The following is a 24,198-nucleotide window of genomic DNA, read 5'->3' as shown; positions in this document are numbered from 1 at the left end:
GCGCGGCCGGTCAGCTCACCACAGCACCGGCAGCCGTTCCGGCAGGCGCTTGATGAAGCCCGTGCGCCACACCAGCTGTTCGGCCGGGACCGCGAGGCGCAGCCCCGGCAGCCGGTCCACCAGGACCGCGAGCGCCGTCTCGGCGTGCAGCCGGCCCAGGCCCGTGGCCGGGCAGAAGTGCTGCCCGGCGCCGAACGACAGGTGCGGGTTGTGCTCCCGGTCGAGATCGAGGCGCTCGGGATCGGCGAAGACCTCCGGGTCGAAGTTGGCGCCCTCCACCAGGACGAGCACCAACTCTCCCTTTCTGACCAGCGCTTGACCCAGGGGGGCGTCCTCCAGAGCGATCCGGGGCAGCCCGTCGCCGATGGAGAGGTTCCAGCGCAGCAGCTCGTCGACGGCCCGGCCCATGCGCTCCGGATGCTCGCGCAGGTAGCCGATCAGCTCCGGGTGCTGGAGCAGGGCGAGGATCGCGAGGATGAGGAACGCGGAGGTGGAGACCGCGCCCGCACCGAACATCGAGACCGCGACGGTGGCGAGCATCTCGTCGGTGAGGTGGGCGGACTCCTGGTCCTCACGCAGCGCGGCGAGCCTGCCGAGCAGACTGTCGGGAGGGAGCTCGGGCGAGTTGAGCCGGTCCACCATGTACCCGAGGTCCTTGTACCAGTTGAGCCCGGCCCCCTCGAAGGTGTGCGCGCTGGTCATGAAGGCCACGTCCAGGCCCGACATGAGTCTGCGCCAGTCCTCGAACGGTGCCCCGACGACCTTGCAGTGCAGCGCCGCCGAGAAGGGGTCGGCGAACCCCGCCCGAAGGTCTGCGGGCGGGCCCTCGGCGCGCAGCGCGTCGATGAACTCGCCGGCCCGTGCGCGCAGCCAGTCGGCGAGACCGTCCGCGCGCGGGTTGAGGGACTTCATCACGGCGGAGCGCAGCCCCGCGCTGTTGATGTTGCCCATGTTGTTGACGACCTCGGGCGGGATCGTCAGCGCGTACTGGCGCGGGACCCCCTCGGCCGCGGTGTCCTTGAGGCTGAACCGCCCGTCCTCCAGCACCTGTTTGGCCAGCGCGTGACTGCTGACCAGCCAGGCCTCGTCGCCGGTGAGCGTACGCACCCGGGCCACCGGAGCCTTCTCGCGCAGCCAGGCGCACTCCTCGGGCAGCACGTCACCGCGCCGCGAGAGCGGGAAGTCGAGTACGGGCTCCGCGCTCATGCGGCGATTCCTTCCGGGCGCACGACGGCGTGCGCCTGATTGCGGGAGGCGCGCAGTCCGCCGCCCTTCGCGTAGAGCAGCTCGGTCAGCGGGATCGGCGCGTGGTAGCACGACACCGACGAGGGGACGCCGAGGATGCCCGGGGTGTCCAGGAAGAAGGGGAGTTCCGCGGCGATGTAGTCGAGGCAGGCGGCGAGCTGCTCCGCGCTCGCGGCCGGTTCGCCGACCTTGCCGGAGAGGAAGTGCCCGGCCATCCCCTCGCAGCCCGCCCGGAACGCCGGGTCGGTCGCCAGGAAGTGCCGGACCCGGCGGTGCAGCAGCTCGTACACCGGGTTCCCGGCGAACTCCGAGAGCCCGTGCACCTCGACCGGCGCCCCTGGCGGCCCCGCCTCCTCGACGCCGCGCACAATCCTGCGGCGCACCGCCTTCAGCTCCTTGGACGCACGTCGTGCCGCGTGGTCCTGGTCGTAGCCGAGCGCGCTGAACAGCTCGGCGACATGGAGGTCGGCGTACACGATGTCGATGCGGGTGAACCGTGCCGAAGCCCAGCGGACGAGGTCGGTGATGCGGCCGGCGCTGAAATAGCTGTTTCCCGGACTCACACCTATGAGGACGTGATCGCCCTCGTCCCATATGTGGTGGCAACTTCGCGTGAAGGGCTGCACGGTGAATGCTTCAGTTGTGATGGTCACAGCTGTAACGCCCCAGCGCCGCTAGTCCCTGGGTGCCCTGTGCTCCCGGTGTGGCGGCGACAGCATGAAGTTATCCGTCCGTGGCTGAGCGTGAGAAAGCGGCGGCGCCGATTTGGCGCGAACTCCTCTTTGTGAGGCGGGAAACCCTCGTTCGCGTACTTCTAACAGTCAGACCCCGGCGGGCCGCCCGCTCAGTGCGCGAGGAGCAGCGCTTCCGAGCCGACCGGTCTGAATCCCGCGGCCTGGAAGGTCCGTACGCTGCGGGCGTTCCCCGGCGACTGCTGCGCCCACAGTACCGGCTCGGGCGCCAAGTGCCGTGCGGCCAGGGCAAGTTGGACGCCGAGCCGCTGGCCGCGCGCGGACTCGGTCAGCTCGACGGCGGCCTCCCAGCGGCCCGCGACCCCCCGGCCGAGCACCAGCACGCCGCCGTCCGCCGCCCAGACCCTCCCCCAAGCTCTTGAGGAGCAGGGGGACCCCCACCCAAGCTCTTGAGGAGCAGGGGGACCCCCATCTCGTCCTCGTCCAGGAAGATCACCGAGTGCGCGGTGAAGGCCAGGACGCCCGCGTCGCGCGCACTGGGCTGCCCGACGATCGTCGTGCCGCCGTCCGGGGGCGGGAACTGGCCCCGCCCCGCGGCGGCCAGAATGTCCCTGAGCGTGCCATCCATGCGATTCCCCGTTCTTCGTGCCGAGAGGCCTTGAGTCTCCACCTACTGGAAACCAGACACTCAACAACATGATCGACGACGGCCCGGAAACCTTCACCATAGGACAGCTCGCCCGCCGTACCGGACTGGCGGTGCGCACCATTCGCTACTGGTCCGACATCGGCGCCCTGCCGCCCGTCGGCCGCAGCCACGGCGGCTACCGGCTGTACGACGCCGAGTCGGTGGCCCGCCTGGAGCTGGTGCGGACCCTGCGCGAGCTCGGGCTCTGCCTGGACGACGTACGGCGTGTGCTGGCCCGGGAGATCACGGTCGCCGAGGTCGCCGCGGCGCATGTCGCGGCCCTCGACGCCCAGATCCGGGCGCTGAGGCTGAGCCGGGCCGTTCTGTCGACCATCGCCAAGCGGCAGTCCGACACCGAGGAGACGGCACTCATGAACAAGCTGGCACGGCTCTCCGCGCGCGAGCGCAGGCAGATCATCGAGGACTTCACCGACGAGATCTTCGCGGGCATCGAGCCCGACCCGCACTTCCTTCAACGGGTGCGCAACGTCTCGCCCGAGCTGCCCGACGACCCCGCGCCGCAGCAGGTCGACGCCTGGATCGAGCTGGCGGAGCTGGTCGAGGACGAGGGCTTCAGGGCGCAGCTGCGGCGGATCGCCCAGGTCGAATCCGAGGGCTTCAGGGACCGGGCGCGCGAGCCCCTGGCCTACCTCGCCTTCGCCAAGAAGGCGGCCCTGCTGGTGGGCGAGGCCCAGGAGCAGGCGATCGCGCCCGAGAGCCCGGAGGCGGATGCCTTCCTTGAGCGGCTGTTCGGGCCGCACGCCGACCGGGCGGCGGTCCTCGAACAGCTCGGGGTCGGCGGCCCGGACCTGCGTGTCGAGCGCTACTTCCGGCTGCTCGCCGTCGTCAACGGATACGAGCCGCAGCCCAGCTCGGCCGCCGCTTTCCAATGGCTGGCCGCCGCACTGCGCGCACACGTCGGCAGCTAATCTGACCCGCGTCAGAAAAGCACCAGGCAGTAGCACCAACAAAGGGGTGGACCCAGTGGCGGACATCGAAGAGGCGCGCAAGGCGTTCGCGAAGCTCGACATCGACGGTGACGGACGCGTCACGGCGAGCGAGTACAAGGCGGTCATGGCGCAGCTGGGCGACTTCCACGTCACCGAGACGGTGGCCCAGGCCATCATCAAGGCCAAGGACGTCAACGGCGACGGCAAGCTCTCCTTCGAGGAGTTCTGGGCGTCGCTGAACAAGTGACCCCGATCGGTACCGGTGGCGTACTCCCGCTGATGCGGCACGCCACCGGTGCCGGACCGGAATAGGACGGCGGCCCCGCCGGTTGCTGGAACTTGCCAACGCACCATCTCCGGAAGGCCAGTTTCATGAAGATCGGCATCATCGGCGCGGGCAACATCGGCGGCAACCTCACCCGCCGCCTCACCGCGCTCGGCCACCAGGTGTCCGTCGCCAACTCCCGCGGCCCGCACACCCTGACCGCCCTGGCCGAGGAGACCGGCGCCACGCCGGTCACCGTCGCCGAGGCGGCCGACGGCGCCCGGATCGTCGTGGTCACCATCCCGCTCAAGCGCGTCCCCGACCTGCCCAAGGGGTTCCTCGACGGCGCGGCCGACGGCTTCGTCGTCATCGACACGGGGAACTACTACCCCAAGGAGCGCGACGGCAGGATCGCCGCGATCGAGGAGGGGCTCACCGAGAGCCGCTGGACCGAGCAGCACATCGGCCACCCGGTGATCAAGGCCTTCAACGGTACGTACGCGCAGGACCTCCTTGAGCGGCCGCGCCCGCAGGGCGACCCCGAACGGATCGCGCTGCCGGTGGCCGGCGACGACGAGGCCGCCAAGCGACTGGTCCGCGAGCTCATCGACGAGCTGGGCTTCGACACCGTCGACGCCGGCGGCATCGACGACTCCTGGCGCCAGCAGCCCGCCACCCCCGTCTACGGGCTGCGGGGCGGCGTCGCGGAGGTGACCGAGGCGCTGGCGGCGGCGCCCAAGGAGCGCCCCGCCGCGCACAGCTTCTGAGCGGTCTCGCGGAAATCCGGCACGCCACCGCGCCCTGAAGGGGCGCGGGGCTGTCACATCGCGGCGGAGCCGACGAACACCGCTTCCCGCGGAGCGCTCAGCACTCGATGATGTTGACGGCGAGGCCGCCGCGGGCCGTCTCCTTGTACTTGACGCTCATGTCGGCCCCCGTCTCCTTCATCGTCTTGATGACCTTGTCCAGGGACACCTTGTGGCTGCCGTCGCCGCGCATCGCCATCTTGGCGGCGGTGACGGCCTTCACGGCGGCCATGCCGTTGCGCTCGATGCAGGGGATCTGGACCAGGCCGCCGACCGGGTCGCAGGTCAGACCCAGGTTGTGCTCCATGCCGATCTCGGCGGCGTTCTCGACCTGCTCGGGGGTGCCGCCGAGCACCTCGGCGAGCGCGCCCGCCGCCATCGAGCAGGCGGAGCCGACCTCGCCCTGGCAGCCGACCTCGGCGCCGGAGATCGAGGCGTTCTCCTTGAACAGCATGCCGATCGCACCGGCCGCGAGCAGGAAGCGGACGATGCCCTCCTCATCGGCGCCGGGCACGAAGTTCATGTAGTAGTGCAACACGGCCGGGATGATGCCCGCGGCGCCGTTGGTGGGGGCGGTCACGACCCGGCCGCCCGCCGCGTTCTCCTCGTTGACGGCCATCGCGTACAGCGTCGACCACTCCATGGCGTGCGCCTCGGGGTTGCCCTCGGCGCGCAGCTGGCGGGCGGTGGTCGCGGCGCGGCGGCGGACCTTGAGGCCGCCGGGCAGGATGCCCTCGCGCGACATGCCGCGCGACACGCACGCCTGCATGACCCGCCAGATGTCGAGCAGACCGGAGCGGATCTCCTCCTCGGTGCGCCAGGCCTTCTCGTTCTCCAGCATCAGCGCGGAGATCGACAGCCCGGTGTCCGAAGCGAGCCGCAGCAGCTCGTCACCGGTGCGGAAGGGGTACTTGAGGGCGGTGTCGTCGGGCACGATCGGGTTCTCGCCCGCGACCCCCTCTTGAGAAAGCACGGTCTCGTCGACGACGAAGCCGCCGCCCACCGAGTAGTACGTCTTCTCAAGGACCAGCGCGCCGTCGACGTCGTACGCGAAGACCGTCATGCCGTTGGCGTGGTACGGCAGCGCCTTGCGGCGGTGCAGGACCAGGTCCTCGTCGTAGTCGAAGGCGATCTCGTGCATGCCGAGGACGTTGAGCCGCCCGGAGTCCTTGATCCGCTCCACCTGCTCGTCGGCGGTCTCGACGTCGACGGTGCGCGGCGAGTTGCCCTCCAGGCCGAGCAGCACCGCCTTCGGCGTGCCGTGGCCGTGCCCGGTCGCGCCGAGCGAGCCGTACAGCTCGGCCCGTATCCGGGTGGTGTGGGCGATGAGGCCCTCGTTCTTCAGGCGCGCGGCGAACATCCGGGCCGCGCGCATCGGACCGACAGTGTGGGAGCTGGACGGGCCGATGCCGATCGAGAACAGGTCGAAGACCGAGATGGCCACGGGAGACTCCTTGTGGGGGTTGGTAGACGCCGTTGTCTGCCGAGGTGGTGCAGAGCAAAGCTGGCACAGCATGGGATGGGGCACCGCGCACACTTCCAGTGTGCGCGGTGCCCCGGGGCTTCGTCCGGAATGAACCCGAGAACGAAAGCGTACGAAATTACTTCAGGCCGGGGTACAGCGGGTGCTTGTCCGCCAGAGCGGACACCCGGGCCGACAGCGCGGCCTTGTCGAACTCCGGCTTGAGGGCCTCGGCGATGATGTCGGCGACCTCGCGGAAGTCGTCGGCGCCGAAGCCGCGGGTGGCGAGCGCCGGGGTGCCGATCCGCAGACCCGAGGTGACCATCGGCGGCCGCGGGTCGTTCGGGATGGCGTTTCGGTTGACCGTGATACCGATCTCGTGGAGCCGGTCCTCGGCCTGCTGGCCGTCGAGCTCCGAGTTGCGCAGGTCCACCAGGACCAGGTGCACATCGGTGCCGCCGGTCAGCACGGAGACGCCGACCTCGGTGACGTCGTCCTGGACCAGCCGCTCGGCCAGGATCCGGGCGCCGTCCAGGGTGCGCTGCTGGCGCTCCTTGAACTCCTCGGACGCGGCGACCTTGAAGGACACCGCCTTGGCCGCGATCACGTGCTCAAGGGGACCGCCCTGCTGGCCCGGGAAGACCGCGGAGTTGATCTTCTTGGCGAGCTCCTGCGTCGACAGGATGACACCGCCGCGCGGACCGCCGAGGGTCTTGTGCGTGGTGGTGGTCACGACGTGGGCGTGCGGCACCGGGTTGGGGTGCAGACCCGCGGCGACCAGGCCCGCGAAGTGGGCCATGTCGACCATCAGGTACGCGCCGACCTCGTCCGCGATCCGGCGGAAGGCGGCGAAGTCCAGCTGGCGCGGGTAGGCGGACCAGCCCGCCACGATCAGCTGCGGCTTGGACTCCTTGGCGAGGCGCTCGACCTCGGCCATGTCGACCTCTCCGGTCTCGTCCACGTGGTACGGGACCACGTTGTAGAGCTTGCCGGAGAAGTTGATCTTCATGCCGTGGGTCAGGTGGCCGCCGTGGGCCAGGTTGAGACCCATGATCGTGTCGCCCGGCTTGAGCAGCGCGAACATCGCGGCCGCGTTGGCCTGCGCGCCCGAGTGCGGCTGGACGTTGGCGGCCTCGGCGCCGAAGAGCGCCTTGATGCGGTCGATGGCGATCTGCTCGACCACGTCGACGTGCTCGCAGCCGCCGTAGTAGCGGCGGCCCGGGTAGCCCTCGGCGTACTTGTTGGTGAGGACCGAGCCCTGGGCCTCCATGACCGCGACCGGAGCGAAGTTCTCCGAGGCGATCATTTCGAGGGTGGACTGCTGACGGTGGAGCTCGGCGTCGACGGCGGCGGCGACGTCCGGGTCCAGCTCGTGGAGGGGCTGGTTCAGAAGCGACATCAGACGATCCCTGTTTCCCTGTATCCCTGTGGTCCGGGTCAGCCGGCGAAGTCGGTGTACTCGTCGGCGGAGAGCAGGTCGCCCGGCTCCTCGGCGACGCGCACCTTGAACAGCCAACCGCCCTCGAACGGGGCCGAGTTGACCAGGGCCGGGTCGTCCACGACGTCCTGGTTGGCGGCGACGACCTCGCCGGTGACCGGGGAGTACAGATCGCTGACCGACTTGGTGGACTCCAGTTCGCCGCAGGTCTCGCCCGCGGTCACCGTGTCACCGACCTCCGGAAGCTGTACGTACACGACGTCACCGAGCGCGTTGGCCGCGTGCTCCGTGATGCCGACCGTCGACACGCCGTCCTCGGCGGCCGACAGCCACTCGTGCTCCTTGCTGTAGCGCAGCTGCTGCGGGTTGCTCATGAGCTGAATTCTCCTGTACGCGGGGGAGTGCTGGTGACGGGGGAGGGGGGAGCGTCCCGGACGCCGGGACGAGAAGGGTTGCGCCGATGGGACCCGAGGGTCACTTCTGGCGCTTGTAGAAGGGGAGCGCGACGACCTCGTACGGCTCGTGCGTTCCGCGGATGTCGATGCCGACGCCGGCGGTGCCGGGCGTGGCGTGTGCTGCGTCCACGTAGGCGATGGCGATCGGCCTGCCCAGCGTCGGCGACGGGGAGCCGGAGGTGACCTCGCCGATCACTTGGCCGTCGGCAACAACAGCGAACCCGGCGCGCGGCACCCGGCGGCCCTCGGCGATCAGCCCGACCAGCTTGCGCGGCGGGTTCGCGGCGGCCTTCTCGGCGGCGGCCTCCAGAGCCCTGCGGCCCACGAAGTCGCCCTCCTTCTCGAACTTCACGACCCGGCCGAGACCGGCGTCGAAGGGAGTGAGCGCGGTGGTCAGCTCGTGCCCGTACAGCGGCATGCCGGCCTCCAGGCGCAGCGTGTCGCGGCAGGACAGGCCGCACGGCACCAGGCCCGCGTCCTTGCCCGCCTCGGTCAGGGCGCGCCACAGCTGCTCGGCGTGCTCGGGGGCGACGAACAGCTCGAAGCCGTCCTCGCCGGTGTAGCCGGTGCGGGCGATCAGGGCGGGGACGCTGGCGACGGTGCCGGGCAGACCGGCGTAGTACTTCAGCCCGTCGAGGTCGGCGTCGGTGACGGACTTCAGGATGCCGGGGGACTCGGGGCCCTGCACGGCGATCAGCGCGTACGCGTCGCGGTCGTCGCGGACCTCGGCGTCGAAGCCGGCGGCGCGCTCGGTGATCGCGTCGAGCACGATCTGCGCGTTGCCCGCGTTGGCGACCACCATGTACTCGGTCTCGCCCAGGCGGTAGACGATCAGGTCGTCGACGATCCCGCCGTCCTCCTGGCAGATCATCGTGTACCGGGCGCGGCCGAGGCCGACCGTGCCGATGTTGCCGACCAGGGCGAAGTCGAGCAGCGCGCACGCCTGCGGACCGGTCACCGTGATCTCGCCCATGTGGGACAGGTCGAAGAGGCCGGCGCGGGTGCGCACGGCGTTGTGCTCGTCGCGCTCGCTCCCGTACCGCAGCGGCATGTCCCAGCCCGCGAAGTCGGTCATGGTGGCGCCCAGCGATCGATGCAGGGCATCGAGGGCGGTGAGGCGGGGGGCGTTGCTCATGGATGTTGCTCCAAGGTCCCGGGGCATGACGGTCGAGGACATCCTCCCCATCTGTCATCGGAACCTGAGAGGTTCACCGGCGCGCTGGGCGCGGCACGGCTTGCACCTTGGGTGGGACCGCCCGCAAGGAGACGGCCCGCTTTTCAGATCTGCCTCGTCCGCGCGGTACGGGGCCTGAGAGATTCAAGGGAGGAACTTGCTCCTTCGGCGCCCCAGCTCACAGCTGCTGGGAACTCTCCCGCGCGGATTCGAACGGCCGGTATGCAGTTGGCGCGCACATCATTGCACGCATCCCGGAAGCGGCAAATCGCTTGAGCCCTATTACCGTCTCTTTACACTTCGTGGGGAGGGGTCGCGGGACCCGAACAGGGGGGAGTGCCATGACGGTTGGACGGGACACGGCTCAGGTACGGGAGGCGTACGCGCCGGACCGTGCGGCGGCGCGGGGCGCGCGGCCGGTGCCGGGCGGGGCGGTGCGGGATCTGCGCGGCAGGCCCGAGCGCACCCCGCCGGAACTGCTCTTCGCCGCGGGCGACGTGGTCGTCGTCTCCGGGCTGCCCGGCAGCGGCAAGACGACGCTGATGCGCAGAACCGTCAAGGACCGCCGCATCGACTCGCAGGACACCCGGCTCGCCTGGCAGCGCCGGCTGCCGGGAATCCCGTACGCGCTCTACCGTCCGCTGACCAGGACCGCGCACTTCGTCAGGACCTGGTGGGCGCTGCGGTCCGGCGAGAGCATCGTCGTGCACGACTGCGGAACGCAGGCCTGGGTGCGGCACTGGCTGGGCCGCGGGGCGCGGCGCAGGGGACGCGCGCTGCGGCTGATCGTCCTCGACGTGCCGCCCGGCACGGCCCTGGAGGGCCAGGCCAGCCGGGGCCGCTGGGTCTCGCGGTACGCCTTCGCCCGGCATCGCGGGGCGGCCCGCCGGCTGATCTCCCAGGTGGAGTCCGGGCGGCTGCCGACCGGCTGCGCGACGGCGGTGGTGCTCGACCGGGATTCGGCCTCGGTGGTGCGGCGGATCGGCTTCGCCGAGTAGCGACGCGGACCCGGCCGTCGCGGCGCTAGGGTTTTGGGGCACGGCCGTGGAGGGCCGGCAGGCAGTCGGGGGAGAAGGACGGCACATGAACTTTCCGGAGCAGGCGTTCGCGCATCCGCACGGCGGCGGGGGCTGGCCGGGCAACGAACTCGAAGAGACGCTGGCCGCGGCCCTCGGCCAACCGAACGCGGGCCCCCGGCTGATAGAGGTGCTCGGCCGCAGCGTGGTCTGGGTACCGCTGCCCAACGGCGGCAGCCAGGACAGCGCCGATCTCGACCTGCCCACCATGGAGCTCGGCGGCGCCCCCTACGTCCCCGTCTACAGCTCCGAGCAGCAGTTCCTCCAGTGCGTCGGCTCCCACATCCCGTTCGCGGTGGCGCCCGCCGTCGAGTTCGCCCGCGGTCTTCCGCCGCAGCTCGGCATCGCGGTCAACCCCCAGGGCGCCGTCGGGATGCCGCTGCCGCCGGCCGCCGTGGCCGAGCTGTGCCGTACCGGGCGTACCGCGCTCGACGGACCCGCGTCCGGAGCCCGGGTACGCCTCTTCGAGCCCGACTGGCAGGAGGACCCGGTGGACTTCCTGACCGCCGCCGCCGACGAGTTCGAGGCGACCGGGGTGGTGCGCACCGCCCGCCGCGCGCTCGCCTCCATCGAGGGCGAGGCGCCCACGCTCTTCGTCGGCGTGGAGTTCGCCACCTGGGACGGGGCCGGCCGCAACGCCCCCATGGAGGCGCTCGGCCGGGCGCTCGGCCGGGTCCCGGTGGGCTGGCCGGTCAACCTGGTCCTGCTTGACGTGACACAGGATCCGGTCGCCGAATGGATGCGCGAGCGGGTGCGCCCCTTTTACGCGCGGGCCCAGTAGCCCGTACCGGGTGTGCCGCCCAGGTCATCGCCGGGCGATGGCGGTGTCTGCACGGCGGCTTAACCTGGTTTCATGACCCTTGCAACCCTGCGGCCGCACGCGTGTGCGCGGGGTGGCGGGGCGGCGCAGGCGTCGGCACGGTGGATCTAAGAGGGGCGGGACCCAGGGTGAGCGCGTCAGGCACCGCGGCGGCCGGGCAGGTCGAGCACATGCTGCGCCAGGTGACGCCCGGACGCTACGACGCGTACGAGGGCCTGCTGCACGCCCTGGCGGACTCCGGCCGGCTCTGGATGCTGCTGTGGAACGGCCGGCCGGGCTCGCCGGACGCCCAGTACGGAAACATGGAGGTCGACGGCGTCGCGTACGCGCCCTGTGTGACCTCCGCCCAGGAGCTCGCCGCCAGCGGCTGGAACCGGGCCCACGACGTGGTCGGCGCGCTCGACGTCGCCCGCTCCCTCTACCCCGACCGCTACGGGATCTGGCTCAATCCGCACGCCCCCGGCGGCGGGGTCGGCATCCCCTGGACGGATCTGCGGCGGATCGCCACCGGCCTGGACCGGATGCCCGCCGGACCGCTGAGGCTCTCCGAACCGGCCGTCGAGATCCCGCAGTTCTACGCGCTGCTCACCCAGCACGCGCACCGCACCCCCGCCGTGCGTTCGCTGCGCCGCGCCTGGGTGCAGCCCGCGCTCGGCACCCCCTATCTCGCCATCGGCCTCGACCTCTACGACACGGGCCCGCAGTCCGTCGAGGCGGTGCGCACGATGATGCAGCAGTCCGTCGCCGCGGTGCCCGAGGGGCTCGCGGTCTCCACGGTCGCGATGTCCGACGAGTACGACCCGGTCGGCATGTGGCTGAAAGCCACTGCCCGCCCCTTCTACGACCGCGAGGCGCACGCCGCCCCGGCCGCTCCGGCACCCGGCTACGGCTACCCGCCGGCCGCGCCGCGCCCGTACTGAGGCCACCCGGCTCAGCTGCCGAACCGGTACAGACCCCATCAACTTCCCCTGCGTACAAGGGGAATGTCCGTTCTGGTGGGGCGAAGGCCGCAATAGTCCCGGGCGTCGCATGCGCCCCAACTTCCCCGTGTCCGCCCCTGGTTCACCCGCGTCCGGATAACGGAACCCTCCTTGCTGCATCACGTTTGCGCATACATTCGCCGTCAGGTCTGGCGGGTGATCGCGAGGCCGATGAAGACTCCCCGACTAATAAGGCTGGTCGGCCCCGGGCCCCCGGTCTCGCGCGTTGAGCGAACAGGGCTTTCGTGCCCTGCGCAGATTCACCGCACCACTGATGAAACAAGCCGCCACAGCGGCTCGTACGGGCCGGCCACCGCCGGCCGGGAGGGGTCAGAGGCACTGTGACCGCACCGATCGAGACCACCGGTTCGGCTGCCGAAGCGCAGCCGGAGGCAGTACTCACGGGGGCCAAGCAGAGCCAGATCGAGGGCCGTTCACTCGGACAGATCGCCTGGGCACGCTTCAAGCGCGACAAGCTGGCCGTCGCGGGCGGAGTCGTAGTGATCCTGCTGATCCTCCTCGCAGTTCTGGCCAAGCCCATCCAGTCGGTGTTCGGGCTGGACCCGAACGCCTTCCACCAGGATCTGATCGATCCCGCGCTGCTCGCGCCCAAGGGCGGCTGGGGCGGCATGAGTTGGGCGCATCCGCTCGGTGTCGACCCGCAGTACGGGCGCGACATCATGACCCGGATCATCGAGGGCTCCTGGGTCTCGCTCCTCGTGGCGGGCGGCGCGACACTGCTCTCCGTCGTCATCGGCGTGGTCATGGGTGTCACGGCCGGCTTCTACGGGGGCTGGGCCGACTCCCTCATCAGCCGCACGATGGACGTCTTCCTGGCGTTCCCGCTGCTGCTCTTCGCCATCTCCATCTCGGCGTCCCTGCAGGACGGCGCGTTCGGCCTCTCCGGACTGCCGCTGCGCATCAGCGTGTTGATCTTCGTGATCGGCTTCTTCGGCTGGCCGTACATGGGCCGGATCGTCCGTGCGCAGACGCTGAGCCTGCGCGAGCGCGAGTTCGTGGAGGCGTCCCGGAGCCTGGGTGCGCGCGGCTGGTTCATCCTCTTCCGGGAGCTGCTGCCGAACCTGCTGGCGCCGATCCTGGTCTACTCGACCCTGCTGATCCCCACCAACATCCTCTTCGAGGCGGCGCTCAGCTTCCTCGGCGTCGGTATCGCCCCGCCGCAGGCTTCCTGGGGCGGCATGCTCTCCAACGCGACGGAGATCTACCAGGCCGACCCCCAGTACATGATCGTGCCGGGTCTCGCCATCTTCATCACGGTCCTGGCGTTCAACCTGCTCGGCGACGGGCTGCGTGATGCCCTCGACCCGCGCACCAAGTAAGCACGCGGCGCTCGCCACATCACCACCACCCGCCGCACCATCCACAGAGGGGGCATTCCTCAGGTGAAGACAAGAAAAGCGACCCTAGTGATCGCGGCCACCGTTGCGCTGGCGCTCGGCGCGTCCGCGTGCGGTGGGTCCGGCAAGAGCGACAAGGGCGCAAAGGGCAGCGCGGACGCCGCGCTCACCTCCGTCGTGAACACGTCGACGAAGAAGGGCGGCACGCTCTCGCTGTCCCTGTCGGACGCTCCTGACTCCCTGGACCCCGGCAACACGTACTACGGCTGGGTGCAGAACTTCTCGCGTCTGTACGCCCGTTCGCTGACCACCTTCAAGCCGGCCGCCGGCAAGGCGGGCCTGGAGGTCGTCCCGGACCTCGCCGAGTCCCTGGGCACGCCCAGCGACGGTGCGAAGACCTGGACGTACCACCTGAAGAAGGGCCTCAAGTACGAGGACGGCACGCCGATCACCTCGAAGGACGTCAAGTACGCCGTCGAGCGGTCGAACTTCGCGCCGGAGGCCCTGTCCAACGGACCGACGTACTTCAAGGCCCACCTCATCGGCGGCGACAAGTACCAGGGCCCGTACAAGGACAAGAACCCGGACGGGATCTCCTCCATCGAGACCCCGGACGACACCACCGTCATCTTCAAGCTGAAGGACGCCTTCGCGGACTTCGACTACCTGGCGCAGTTCACCCAGACCGCGCCGGTGCCGCAGTCGAAGGACAAGGGCGCCACCTACGTCCAGCACATCCTCTCCAGCGGTCCGTACAAGTTCCAGTCGTACGAGGAGGGCAAGGGCGCGACCCTGGTCCGCAACGACCAGTGGGACCCGAAGACCGACTCGGTCCGCCCGGCCCTGCCGGACAAGGTCTCGATCAAGTTCGGCGTCAACCAGGTCTCGGTCGACAACGACCTGCTCTCCGACAACCTGACGACCGACGCCGCGGGCACCGGTGTCGCCCCGCAGACCCAGCCGAAGGTCCTCACCGACCCCAAGCTGAAGAAGCAGACGGACGACTCCTACGCGGGCGCCACCTCGTACATCGGCCTCAACCTGAACGTGAAGCCGTTCGACAACATCCACTGCCGCAAGGCCGTCCAGTGGGGCATCGACAAGGCGTCCGTGCAGGCCGCCCAGGGTGGTGCGCCCAAGGGTGACGTCGCGACGACGCTGCTGCCGCCGACCGTCAACGGCTACAGCAAGTTCAACCTGTACGAGACCCCCGGTGACAAGGGCGACGAGGCCAAGGCCAAGGACGAGCTGAAGCAGTGCGGTCAGCCGAACGGCTTCTCGACCAACCTGACGGCCCGTTCGGACCGTCCCGCCGAGATGGCCATGGCCACCGCGGTGCAGGCCTCGCTGAAGAAGCTCAACATCAACGCCGACATCAAGCAGTTCCCGACCGGCAAGTACTTCCAGAACTTCGCGGGCAACCCGAGCTACGTGCACGAGCACAACCTCGGCATGATCATGACCGCGTGGGGCGCCGACTGGCCGACCGGCTTCGGCTTCCTGGACCAGATCGTCAACGGCTCGGCCATCAAGCCGTCCGGTGGCAACAACGTCCAGGAGCTGAACGACCCGGCGATCAACAACGCGCTGAACACGGCCATCGGCAACACGGACAAGAACGCCCGTGAGAAGGCCTGGGGCGACATCGACAAGATGGTCGCCGAGAACGCCTCCGCCGTGCCGCTGATCTACCGCAAGAACCTGCTGTTCCGCCCTGCCTCGGCGACGAACGTCACGATCACGCAGGCCTACCTCGGCATGTACGACTACCTGCTGATGGGTTCCAACAAGTAGGCACGGACCCCGTCCGCCAGAAACACGAAAGGCAGGTGAAGGCGCTGGTGCCCGCCGGGTCACGGGAGACCCCCGGCCGGGCGGGCACCGGCGCCGGACAGCTGTGGCTGCGTACCTCATTCGACGCGTTTTCGGCGCGGTGCTACTGCTGCTGATCGTCAGCGCAGTCACCTTCGCGATCTTCTTCCTGGTCCCCCGGCTCGCCGGCCAGACCATGGACTCGCTGGCCGCTCAGTACGTGGGCAAGGATGCCAACCCCTCGTCGATCGCCGCGGTCAAGCAGAACCTCGGCTTCGACCAGCCCCTGTACGTCCAGTACTGGCACTTCATCAAGGCGATCGTCGTCGGTGCCGACTACAAGTTCGGCCCGGACGCCGCCCACTGCGGCGCTCCGTGCTTCGGCTACTCCTTCAAGAGCCACGTCGAGGTCTGGCCGCAGCTCACCTCGCGCATCCCGATCAGCTTCTCGCTGGCCATCGGTGCCGCCGTGATCTGGCTGATCACCGGCGTCACCACCGGCGTGATCTCGGCCCTCAAGCGCGGCTCGGTCCTGGACCGGCTGTCCATGACCATCGCCCTCGCCGGTGTCTCCCTCCCGATCTTCTTCACGGGCATGCTCGCCCAGGGCATCTTCACCGTGAACTGGCCCATCTGGGAGACCATCGACTACGTGCCGTTCACGGACGATCCGGCCCAGTGGGCATGGAATCTGCTGATCCCCTGGTGCACCCTGGCCTTCCTGTACTCCGCGCTCTACGCCCGGCTCACCCGGGCCGGAATGCTGGAGACCATGAGCGAGGACTACATCCGGACGGCCCGCGCCAAGGGCCTGCGGGAGAACAAGGTCATCGTCAGGCACGGTCTGCGTGCCGCGCTCACCCCGATCGTCACCATCTTCGGCATGGACTTCGGTCTGCTCATCGGCAGCGCGGTCATCACCGAGACGGTCTTCAACCTCCAGGGCATCGGCCGGTACGCGGTCCAGGGCATCAAGGACAACGACCTGCCGATCGTCATGGGCGTCACGCTGGTCGCCGCCTTCTTCATCGTTCTCTGCAATCTTCTGGTGGACCTCGTGTACGCCGTGATCGACCCCCGGGTGAGGCTCTCGTGAGCGAGGTATCCAAAGACGAGCAGGACGAGCAGACCGTAGGTTCGGCGGCTGCGAACGAGCCGGTGGCCCAGCCGCCGGCCGCACCCGAGGGCACCTTCCTGTCCGTACGGGATCTGCGCATCCACTTCGACACCATCGACGGCACGGTCAAGTCCGTCGACGGCGTCAGCTTCGACGTGAAGCCCGGTGAGACGCTCGGCATCGTCGGCGAGTCCGGCTCCGGCAAGTCCGTGACCTCGCTCGGGATCATGGGCCTGCACCGGACCGCCTCCAACGTCAAGATCTCCGGCGAGGTCTGGCTGGACGGCGAGGAGCTGATCGGCGCCGAGGACGACCACGTCCGCCGGCTGCGCGGCCGGAAGATGGCGATGATCTTCCAGGACCCGCTCTCCGCGATGCACCCGTACTACACGGTCGGCAAGCAGATCGTGGAGGCCCACCGGGTCCACCACGACGTCACCAAGAAGGCCGCCCGCACCCGGGCCATCGAGATGCTCGACCGGGTCGGCATCCCGGAGCCCGGCAAGCGGGTCGACGCCTACCCGCACGAGTTCTCCGGCGGTATGCGTCAGCGCGCGATGATCGCGATGGCCCTGGTCAACAACCCCGAGCTGCTCATCGCGGACGAGCCGACCACCGCCCTGGACGTCACCGTGCAGGCGCAGATCCTCGACCTGATCCGGGATCTGCAGAAGGAGTTCGGCTCCGCCGTCATCATGATCACCCACGACCTGGGCGTGGTCGCCGAGATGGCCGACAAGCTCCTGGTGATGTACGGCGGTCGCTGCATCGAGCGGGGTCCGGCGGACAAGGTCTTCTCCACCCCCCAACACCCCTACACCTGGGGCCTGTTGGGCTCGATGCCGCGCATCGACCGGGAGGAGACGGAGCGTCTGATCCCGGTCAAGGGTTCGCCGCCGTCCCTCATCAACATCCCGTCCGGCTGCGCCTTCAACCCGCGCTGCCCGTACGCGGACGTCCCGAAGGACAACCTCACCCGCACCGTGCGCCCCGAGCTCGCGGAGTGGGAGGGCGACACCGGCCACTTCTCGGCCTGCCACATGTCGCAGGACGAGCGGACCCGTATCTGGACCGAAGAGATTGCGCCGAAGCTGTGAGCGAGAAGAAGACCACCGCTGAGAAAGCGATCCCGAAGCAGTCGGAGGCCTCGCCCGAGCCGCTCCTCAAGGTCGACGGTCTGGTCAAGCACTTCCCGATCAGGAAGGGGCTGTTCGGCCGGCAGACCGGTGCGGTCAAGGCCGTCGACGGCATCAGCTTCGACGTGCGGCCGGGCGAGACCCTCGGTGTCGTGGGCGAGTCGGGCTGCGGCAAGTCGACCATGGGCCGGCTGATCACCCGGCTGCTCGAACCGACCGGCGGCAAGGTCGAGTTCGAGGGGAACGACATCACGCACATGTCGGCGGGGAAGATGCGCCCGCTGCGCCGCGACGTGCAGATGATCTTCCAGGACCCGTACGGCTCGCTGAACCCGCGCCACACCATCGGCGGGATCGTCTCCACCCCCTTCCGGCTCCAGAACGTCACGCCCGAGGGCGGGGTGAAGAAGGAGGTCCAGCGGCTGATGGAGCTCGTGGGCCTCAACCCCGAGCACTACAACCGCTATCCGCACGAGTTCTCCGGCGGCCAGCGCCAGCGCATCGGCATCGCCCGCGCGCTCGCGCTCAACCCGAAGCTGGTCGTCGCGGACGAGCCGGTCTCGGCGCTCGACGTGTCGATCCAGGCGCAGGTGGTCAACCTTCTGGACGACCTCCAGGAGGAGCTCGGCCTGACGTACGTGATCATCGCGCACGACCTGTCGGTCATCCGGCACGTCTCCGACCGGATCGCGGTGATGTACCTCGGCAAGATCGTGGAGCTGGCCGACCGCAAGTCGCTGTACGCGGCGCCGATGCACCCGTACACCAAGGCGCTGATGTCGGCGGTGCCGGTGCCGGACCCCAAGCGCAAGGGCGTCAAGAGCGACCGCATCCTGCTCAAGGGCGATGTCCCCTCGCCGATCTCGCCGCCGAGCGGCTGCCGGTTCCACACCCGGTGCTGGAAGGCGACGGAGATCTGCAAGGCGCAGGAGCCGCTGCTCGTGGAGCTGAAGCCCGGCCAGCGGGTGGCCTGCCACCACCCGGAGTCTGTTTCCGATATGCAGCTTCCGCTGCGTGGCTCGGACCAGGCGCCGGGCGAGGCGGTCCTGCCGGAGGCGAGGGAGTCGATCGAGGTCGTGACGATCGGCGAGCCGGAGGCCGGGCAGACGGCGGATGCGGCGGATGTGGCGGATGCGGCCGAGGCCGCAGAGGTCACGGAGGCCGCAGAAGCCGAGGCGGCGGCGGAGGCCGATGGGGCCGCTGAGCCCCGCGCTGCGTCTGAGTCGTCCGAGCCGTCTGAGCCTTCCGAGCCGTCTGAGCCTTCCGGGACTGCCGGTGGCGACGGGGACACCGGACCGGACGACACCGCTCAGGAGTCAACCCGCAAGTAAGGCATGACAGTTCGGCAAAGTCATGTCCATGTCGAAACGGGGGAGTGCAGAGTCTGCGTGACCGTACAACGGCACGCGTTCGAAGGGCAGACTCATGGCACTCTCCCGTTCGGCACGTCACAGCTCCCGGCTGCTCGCCCTCGCCACCGCGGTGGCCGCCGGGTTCACCATCGCCGCCGCGCCCGCCGCCACACCGGGCGCCCCCGGCATCGGCGACCCGTACTTCCCCAATCTGGGCAACGGCGGCTTCCACGCCCTCCATTACGACCTCGGGGTCAGCTACCACCCCGATTCCGGGCGCCTGGACGGGCGCACCACCCTGACCGCCCGCGCCACCCAGAACCTCTCCAGCTTCGACCTCGACCTCCAGAAGCTCACCGTCGACTCGATCCGGGTGAACGGCCGCCCCGCCGACTTCACCAGAACCGGCGACGAGATCGTCATCACCCCGCGCCACTGGCTTCACAAGGGCGAGGAGTTCGAGGTCACCGTCGTCTACGGCGGAGTGCCCAAGCCGCTGAACGGCCCCATCGTCTTCGGCTCCGACTACGGCTGGATGAAGACCAAGGACGGCGTCTTCGTGGCCTGCGAGCCCAATGCCGCCTCCACCTGGTTCCCGTCCAGCGACCACCCCTCCGACAAGGCGACGTACGACATCCGCATCGACGCGCCCAAGGGTCTGACCGGCGTCTCCAACGGCCGACTCGTGGACTCCCATGACAGCGGCGGCCGTTCGTACTTCCACTGGCGCGAGACCAAGCCGATGGCGACGTATCTGGCCACCGCGACCATCGGCAAGTTCGACGTGAAGACGGGCCGGACGCCCGGGGGCACCCCCATCTACGTCGCCATCGACCCGGCCCTCGCCCACCAGAACACGGTCGACGTGTACGCGGTGACCGCCGAGGCCACCGACTACTGGTCCAAGCTCTTCGGCCCGTACCCCTTCGAGGAGACCGGCGCGGTCGTCGACGACATGCCGGAGGCCGGGTTCTCCCTGGAGACCCAGACCAAGCCGAGCTATTCGGCGGTGCGGTCCGAGTCGACCATCGTCCACGAACTCGCCCACCAGTGGTTCGGCGACTCCGTCTCGGTCCGCCAGTGGAAGGACATCTGGCTCAACGAGGGCTTCGCCACCTACGCCCAGTGGCTGTGGGCGGAGCACCGCGGCACCGGGACGGCCCACGACTCCTTCCGCGCCGCCTACAACGCGCGCCCGGCCGGCTCCGACTTCTGGAAGATCGAGGTGGCCGACCCGCAGCGCGACACGATGTTCTCCTCCGCGGTCTACCAGCGCGGCGCCATGATGCTCCAGGCACTCCGCGAACGCATCGGCGACCGGGCCTTCTTCAAACTGCTCCCGGCCTGGACCAAGCTGCACCGGTACGGCAACGCCGACACCGAGGACTTCGTCCGGCTGGCCGAGCACGTCTCGGGCCAGCCGCTCGGCGATCTGTTCCAGAAGTGGGTCTACGACACGGGCAAGCCCGCGCTCTGAGCCCGGCGTGTGCATGCCGGGCCCCCGGCATGCGTAAAAATGTCGGGTGCTCCACGAACTGTTCAGTCCCTCCGTCCAGCATTCGCTCGACCTCGTCGGAATCTTCGTCTTCGCCATTTCGGGCGCCCTGCTCGCCGTGCGCAAGAACTTCGACGTGTTCGGCATCGCGGTGCTCGCCGAGGTCACCGCGCTGGGCGGAGGGCTGTTCCGCGACCTCATCATCGGAGCGGTCCCGCCGGCCGCCTTCTCCGACCTCGGGTACTTCGTCTGCCCGCTGCTCGCCGCCGTGGTCGTCTTCTTCCTGCACCCGGAGGTCGAACGCACCCAGACCGCGGTCAACGTCTTCGACGCGGCGGGCCTCGGCCTGTTCTGCGTGACGGGCACGACCAAGGCGTACGACTACGGCCTGGGGCTCACCTCCTCGGCGGTCCTGGGCCTGGCGACGGCGGTGGGCGGCGGCGTGCTGCGCGACGTGCTCGCCAACGAAGTCCCCTCGCTGCTGCGCTGGGACCGCGACCTGTACGCGGTGCCCGCGATCGTCGGCGCCACGATGGTGGTCCTCTTCATCCGCTTCGACGTACTGAACGCCGGGACCAGCGGGGTCGCGGTGGTCACGGCGTTCCTGCTGCGGATCGCCGCGCTCAGGTACCACTGGCGGGCGCCGCGGGCCTGGCACCGGCGGAGCTCGAAACTGGAGGAGGCGTAGCGGTCTCGGCGAAGACAGAAAAAGCTACCGCTCAGTAATTTATCGGTGTACGGTGCTGCGCATGGCACAGGCATCGTCACCAGTACTCCCCGCCGCGATCGGGGACAGCGAGTTCGACCGCGACACCGCCGTCACCCTGCGCGAAGCGGGGGTCTACGACGCGGAACTCTCGGCGGGCTGGACCATCATCCACGCCGTCAACGGCGGCTATCTGCTCGCCCTGCTCGGCCGCGCTCTCGGCGACGCCCTGCCGCACCCGGACCCGTTCACGGTCTCCGCGCACTACCTCACGCCGTCCGTGCCGGGCCCCGCGGTCATCCGCACCCAGGTGGTGCGCACCGGCCGCACCCTCTCCACAGGCCAGGCCTCGCTCTTCCAGTACGACGAGAACGGCGCCGAGGTCGAACGCATCCGGGTGCTCGCCTCGTACGGGGACCTGGACACGCTCCCCGACGACGTACGCACCACGGCCGAGCCGCCCGCGATGCCGCCGCTCTCGCACTGCATCGGCGCGACGGACGCCCCCGACGGCAGCCGGCCGCCGATCCCCGGCAGCTCGGCGATCACCGACCGCCTCATGCTCAAGCTCGACCCGACCACGCTCGGCTGGGCGGTGGGCGCGCCGTCCGGGAAGGGCGAGATGCGGGGGTGGTTCGGGCTCGCGGACGGGCGTGACGCCGACCCGCTCTCGCTGCTGCTCACCGTCGACGCCCTGCCGCCGACCTCCTTCGAACTGGGCCTGCAGGGCTGGACCCCCACGGTCGAACTGACCACCCACATCCGCTGCCGCCCGGCGCCGGGTCCGCTGCGGGTGTCCATCACCACGCGCAACCTGGCGGGCGGCTTCCTGGAGGAGGACGCGGAGGTCTGGGACGCGGCGGACCGCCTGGTGGCCCAGTCCCGCCAATTGGCCCGCGCGCCCCGGGGTTGAGAAGCCGAGTCCTGGGCGGGGCAGACATCAACCCCCTCCGGCGATCGAGGAGCGGGGGTCCGGGAGCGGAGCCCCCGGCGCACCGCCGGGCCGCGGACCGGGCATGCTGGGGCCGTGAAGGCTGACCGGCTGCTCTCCGTCCTGCTCCTGCTCCAGACCCGCGGCCGCGTAACCGCCTGCGAACTCGCCGACCGCCTGGAGGTCTCCGTGCGGACCGTCTACCGCGACATCGAGGCGCTCTCCGCCTCGGGCGTGCCCGTGTACACCGAGCGCGGCCGCCACGGCGGCATCGCGCTGCTCCCCGGCTACCGTACGGACGTCACCGGGCTCACCGCCGACGAGTCCCGCGCCCTGTTCGTGCTGGCCGCGCAGGGCGCGCACACCGCCCTCGGGCTCGACGAGGCGCTCGGTTCGGCGCTGCGCAAGGTCATGGCCGCGCTGCCCGAACCGCACCGCCCCGCAGCCGAGTTGACCAGCCGGCGCATCCTGGTCGACCCGGAGCGGTGGATGCGCACCAGCGCCCCGGCCGTCGACCTCGACGTACTCAACACCGCCGTCTTCGCCGACCGCCGCCTGCGGCTGCGCTACCGGCACAGCGGGACCGACGGGCCGAGCACGTACACCGTCGACCCGTACGGGCTCGTCGTGAAGGCCGGTGTCTGGTACCTCGTCGCCGACCATCGCGGCGAGCCCCGGCTGTTCCGGGCCGAGCGGGTCGGGTCCGCCACCGTGACCGACGAGCCGGTGCGGCGCAGGCGCGGTGTCGAACTCGCCGAGGTGTGGGAGCAGTTGCGCCGCCAGGTCGAGCGGCGCCCCGCGGAGGTCCTGGTGCGGGCCCGGGTGCGCGACGACCGGCTCGACATGTTCATGCGCCTCCACGGCGCGCAGCTGACCGCCGGACCCGAGCCGGAACCGGCGGGGGAGTGGACCACCGTGGAGCTCGCGGTGAGTGAACTGCGGGCGGTCCGCCAGCTGTTGAGCTTCGGTGCCAGTGTGGAGGTCCTCGAACCCGGGGCCGCCCGGGAGGTCCTCGCCGAGGCGGCCGCCGAGCTGGTCCGGCTGTACGCCGGGGCGCCGGCCTAGTCCAGCCAGTGGCGGCGGCCCAGGGTCACCAGGCGGAGCTGTGCGCGGGCGGTGGTGAGGACGGCTTCCTCGGCGCCCTCCAGCAGGGCCGACGCCGTCATCACCATGTGGTCGACGTACACCCCGGCCAGCATGCGCAGGTCCGCCCGTGTCCAGCCCGCCGACTCCGGGTCGGCGCCGAGCGCCTCGGCGACCTCGTCCGCGAAGCGCCGCAGCTGTACGCCGATGGCCTCGCGGACCGGGGCCACCCCGCCGTGCCGCTCGCGGGCGATGAAGCGGACGTGCGCCGGGTGCGTGCGTACATGGGCGGCGATCAACTCCACTGCCCGGTCGATGCGTTCCTCGCTCGAACCGGTCGTGACGATCGCCGCGCGGATCGTGTCGTGCAGACTGCCGAGCGCCTGCTCGACCAGCGCGACCCCGAGGTCGGCGGTGTCCTTGAAGTGCCGGTAGAACGCGGCCGGCGCGACCCCCACGGCCCGGGTGACCTCGCGCAGCCCGAGGCTGCTCAGGCTCTGGTGCTCCAGGAGCTGGAGCGCCGAGTCCATGAGGGCCTGCCGGGTCTTCTGCTTCTGGGCCTGCCGGATTCCGAGAGTGTGGCTCATACCACTCAGTAAACAGCTGTTCGCTGAAGTTGGGAAGACTAGACTGCGTAGTCAGTGAACAGTCGTACTCCGAAAGCCGGTTGACCCCGGCGGCCGGTCCGCACGGAAAGGAACGTCATGCTCTTCATCGTCGCAGCCCTCCTCCTGCTGGGGGTCGTGCTGGGCTCAGCGGCGCACCTCCCGCTCCCGGTCACCCTCGCCGCGGGCGGCGCCATCGCTCTCTGGCTCGTGATCTTCGTCGCCCGCGAACGTCTCTCGAACCGGAAGGCCTGACCGTGGAACTCGCAGTGATCCGCCGCCGCACCCGGGACCGTGACGCCGACGGGATGGCCGTCGCGGCCTTCGTCCTCGGCCTGCTCGGGCTGCTCGTGATGAACGTCGTCCTCGGCCCCGTCGCCATCGTCCTCGCCTCCCTCTCCCTGCTGTACGGGACCAAGCGCCGCGGGCGCGCCCTGCTCGGGCTGACGCTCGGCGTGGCCGATCTCGCGGTGCTCGTCGCCCTGGTCATGGCCGACCACACCGTCTCCTGGGGCCTCGGCGGCTGAACCCGCCCCGTCGGCCGCTGGCCGG

The 24,198-nt window shown here is 70.0% G+C and carries 24 protein-coding genes, 1 pseudogene and 1 riboswitch; of the genes and pseudogenes, 17 read left to right on the top strand and 8 right to left on the bottom strand.

The window, feature by feature from the left end:
• Positions 1–15: 15 nt before the first annotated feature.
• The 3 genes and pseudogenes from ACIQ8J_RS19735 to ACIQ8J_RS19725 all read right to left on the bottom strand — a co-directional run bounded on the left by ACIQ8J_RS19735 (position 16) and on the right by ACIQ8J_RS19725 (position 2,565).
• Positions 16–1,206, bottom strand: a complete 1,191-nt coding sequence (locus ACIQ8J_RS19735) for a cytochrome P450 (RefSeq protein WP_403272948.1) — start codon at positions 1,204–1,206, stop codon at positions 16–18.
• Positions 1,203–1,871 (bottom strand): tRNA-dependent cyclodipeptide synthase, encoded by a 669-nt coding sequence (locus ACIQ8J_RS19730; RefSeq protein WP_403607899.1) that lies wholly within the window; start codon positions 1,869–1,871, stop codon positions 1,203–1,205. The genes ACIQ8J_RS19735 and ACIQ8J_RS19730 overlap by 4 nt, the downstream gene beginning before the upstream one ends.
• 218 nt (positions 1,872–2,089) lie before the next feature.
• Positions 2,090–2,565, bottom strand: a pseudogene (locus ACIQ8J_RS19725) (GNAT family N-acetyltransferase).
• Positions 2,566–2,633: 68 nt separating this feature from the next.
• Here ACIQ8J_RS19725 and ACIQ8J_RS19720 point away from each other — a divergent pair.
• From ACIQ8J_RS19720 to ACIQ8J_RS19710, 3 genes are all read left to right on the top strand, one after another.
• On the top strand, positions 2,634–3,554 hold the full coding sequence (locus tag ACIQ8J_RS19720) for a MerR family transcriptional regulator (protein ID WP_403272951.1): 921 nt from the start codon (positions 2,634–2,636) through the stop codon (positions 3,552–3,554).
• A gap of 55 nt (positions 3,555–3,609) precedes the next feature.
• A complete protein-coding gene (locus ACIQ8J_RS19715; protein ID WP_403272952.1) occupies positions 3,610–3,822 on the top strand; it encodes an EF-hand domain-containing protein in 213 nt (70 codons plus the stop codon).
• Between the two features lie 92 nt (positions 3,823–3,914).
• Positions 3,915–4,607 carry an NADPH-dependent F420 reductase gene (locus tag ACIQ8J_RS19710; protein ID WP_403272953.1) on the top strand — a complete coding sequence of 231 codons (693 nt, stop codon included), beginning with the start codon at positions 3,915–3,917 and terminating at the stop codon, positions 4,605–4,607.
• Between the two features lie 97 nt (positions 4,608–4,704).
• Here the strand turns inward: ACIQ8J_RS19710 and ACIQ8J_RS19705 are convergent, their stop codons facing one another.
• The 4 genes from ACIQ8J_RS19705 to gcvT form a co-directional block, all read right to left on the bottom strand.
• Positions 4,705–6,090 (bottom strand): L-serine ammonia-lyase, encoded by a 1,386-nt coding sequence (locus ACIQ8J_RS19705; RefSeq protein WP_403272954.1) that lies wholly within the window; start codon positions 6,088–6,090, stop codon positions 4,705–4,707.
• A 157-nt stretch (positions 6,091–6,247) separates the two neighbouring features.
• Positions 6,248–7,507: a serine hydroxymethyltransferase gene (gene glyA, locus ACIQ8J_RS19700; protein WP_403272955.1), complete on the bottom strand. Its 1,260-nt coding sequence runs from the start codon at positions 7,505–7,507 to the stop codon at positions 6,248–6,250.
• Positions 7,508–7,545: 38 nt separating this feature from the next.
• Positions 7,546–7,920, bottom strand: coding sequence for a glycine cleavage system protein GcvH (gene gcvH / locus ACIQ8J_RS19695; protein ID WP_403272956.1), 375 nt, complete (start codon positions 7,918–7,920; stop codon positions 7,546–7,548).
• Positions 7,921–8,020: 100 nt separating this feature from the next.
• Positions 8,021–9,136 carry a glycine cleavage system aminomethyltransferase GcvT gene (gene gcvT, locus ACIQ8J_RS19690; RefSeq protein ID WP_403272958.1) on the bottom strand — a complete coding sequence of 372 codons (1,116 nt, stop codon included), beginning with the start codon at positions 9,134–9,136 and terminating at the stop codon, positions 8,021–8,023.
• Positions 9,137–9,289: 153 nt separating this feature from the next.
• Positions 9,290–9,387: riboswitch (glycine riboswitch) on the bottom strand.
• 129 nt (positions 9,388–9,516) lie between these two features.
• Here gcvT and ACIQ8J_RS19685 point away from each other — a divergent pair.
• The 12 genes from ACIQ8J_RS19685 (at position 9,517) to ACIQ8J_RS19630 (ending at position 23,023) form a co-directional block, all read left to right on the top strand.
• On the top strand, positions 9,517–10,173 hold the full coding sequence (locus tag ACIQ8J_RS19685; protein WP_403272959.1) for an AAA family ATPase: 657 nt from the start codon (positions 9,517–9,519) through the stop codon (positions 10,171–10,173).
• Between the two features lie 85 nt (positions 10,174–10,258).
• Positions 10,259–11,032 (top strand): enhanced serine sensitivity protein SseB, encoded by a 774-nt coding sequence (locus tag ACIQ8J_RS19680; RefSeq protein WP_403272960.1) that lies wholly within the window; start codon positions 10,259–10,261, stop codon positions 11,030–11,032.
• A gap of 167 nt (positions 11,033–11,199) precedes the next feature.
• Positions 11,200–11,991 carry an enhanced serine sensitivity protein SseB C-terminal domain-containing protein gene (locus ACIQ8J_RS19675; RefSeq protein ID WP_403272961.1) on the top strand — a complete coding sequence of 264 codons (792 nt, stop codon included), beginning with the start codon at positions 11,200–11,202 and terminating at the stop codon, positions 11,989–11,991.
• Between the two features lie 401 nt (positions 11,992–12,392).
• A complete protein-coding gene (locus ACIQ8J_RS19670; RefSeq protein WP_403272962.1) occupies positions 12,393–13,391 on the top strand; it encodes an ABC transporter permease in 999 nt (332 codons plus the stop codon).
• Between the two features lie 63 nt (positions 13,392–13,454).
• Positions 13,455–15,203, top strand: a complete 1,749-nt coding sequence (locus tag ACIQ8J_RS19665; RefSeq protein WP_403272964.1) for an ABC transporter substrate-binding protein — start codon at positions 13,455–13,457, stop codon at positions 15,201–15,203.
• Between the two features lie 103 nt (positions 15,204–15,306).
• On the top strand, positions 15,307–16,317 hold the full coding sequence (locus ACIQ8J_RS19660; RefSeq protein ID WP_403272965.1) for an ABC transporter permease: 1,011 nt from the start codon (positions 15,307–15,309) through the stop codon (positions 16,315–16,317).
• Positions 16,318–16,379: 62 nt separating this feature from the next.
• Complete coding sequence (locus tag ACIQ8J_RS19655) at positions 16,380–17,435, top strand: ABC transporter ATP-binding protein (RefSeq protein WP_403273048.1); 1,056 nt, start codon at positions 16,380–16,382, stop codon at positions 17,433–17,435.
• Positions 17,432–18,805, top strand: a complete 1,374-nt coding sequence (locus tag ACIQ8J_RS19650) for an ABC transporter ATP-binding protein (protein ID WP_403272967.1) — start codon at positions 17,432–17,434, stop codon at positions 18,803–18,805. The genes ACIQ8J_RS19655 and ACIQ8J_RS19650 overlap by 4 nt, the downstream gene beginning before the upstream one ends.
• A gap of 94 nt (positions 18,806–18,899) precedes the next feature.
• Positions 18,900–20,303 (top strand): M1 family metallopeptidase, encoded by a 1,404-nt coding sequence (locus ACIQ8J_RS19645; RefSeq protein ID WP_403272968.1) that lies wholly within the window; start codon positions 18,900–18,902, stop codon positions 20,301–20,303.
• 46 nt (positions 20,304–20,349) lie between these two features.
• The gene (locus ACIQ8J_RS19640) at positions 20,350–21,009 is read left to right on the top strand and encodes a trimeric intracellular cation channel family protein (protein ID WP_403272969.1); all 660 of its coding nucleotides are present in this window, start codon (positions 20,350–20,352) and stop codon (positions 21,007–21,009) included.
• 61 nt (positions 21,010–21,070) lie between these two features.
• Entirely contained in the window at positions 21,071–21,940 is an 870-nt protein-coding gene (locus ACIQ8J_RS19635; protein WP_403272970.1) for a thioesterase family protein, read from the top strand.
• 114 nt (positions 21,941–22,054) lie between these two features.
• On the top strand, positions 22,055–23,023 hold the full coding sequence (locus ACIQ8J_RS19630; protein WP_403272971.1) for a helix-turn-helix transcriptional regulator: 969 nt from the start codon (positions 22,055–22,057) through the stop codon (positions 23,021–23,023).
• On the opposite strand, the gene ACIQ8J_RS19625 is transcribed toward ACIQ8J_RS19630, so the two are convergent.
• Positions 23,020–23,628, bottom strand: a complete 609-nt coding sequence (locus tag ACIQ8J_RS19625; RefSeq protein WP_403272973.1) for a TetR family transcriptional regulator — start codon at positions 23,626–23,628, stop codon at positions 23,020–23,022. The genes ACIQ8J_RS19630 and ACIQ8J_RS19625 overlap by 4 nt on opposite strands.
• Before the next feature lie 117 nt (positions 23,629–23,745).
• Here ACIQ8J_RS19625 and ACIQ8J_RS19620 point away from each other — a divergent pair, with 117 nt between their 5' ends.
• Both ACIQ8J_RS19620 and ACIQ8J_RS19615 read left to right on the top strand, forming a co-directional pair.
• Positions 23,746–23,901, top strand: a complete 156-nt coding sequence (locus ACIQ8J_RS19620) for a hypothetical protein (protein ID WP_403272974.1) — start codon at positions 23,746–23,748, stop codon at positions 23,899–23,901.
• 53 nt (positions 23,902–23,954) lie between these two features.
• On the top strand, positions 23,955–24,173 hold the full coding sequence (locus tag ACIQ8J_RS19615) for a DUF4190 domain-containing protein (RefSeq protein ID WP_403273050.1): 219 nt from the start codon (positions 23,955–23,957) through the stop codon (positions 24,171–24,173).
• Positions 24,174–24,198: the final 25 nt, after the last annotated feature.

The organism is Streptomyces sp. NPDC094147 (assembly GCF_044764265.1).
Taxonomy (GTDB): Bacteria; Actinomycetota; Actinomycetes; order Streptomycetales; family Streptomycetaceae; genus Streptomyces.
The sequence above is the reverse complement of the archived record's forward strand: the minus strand, read 5'-3'. Positions and strand labels throughout refer to the sequence as shown.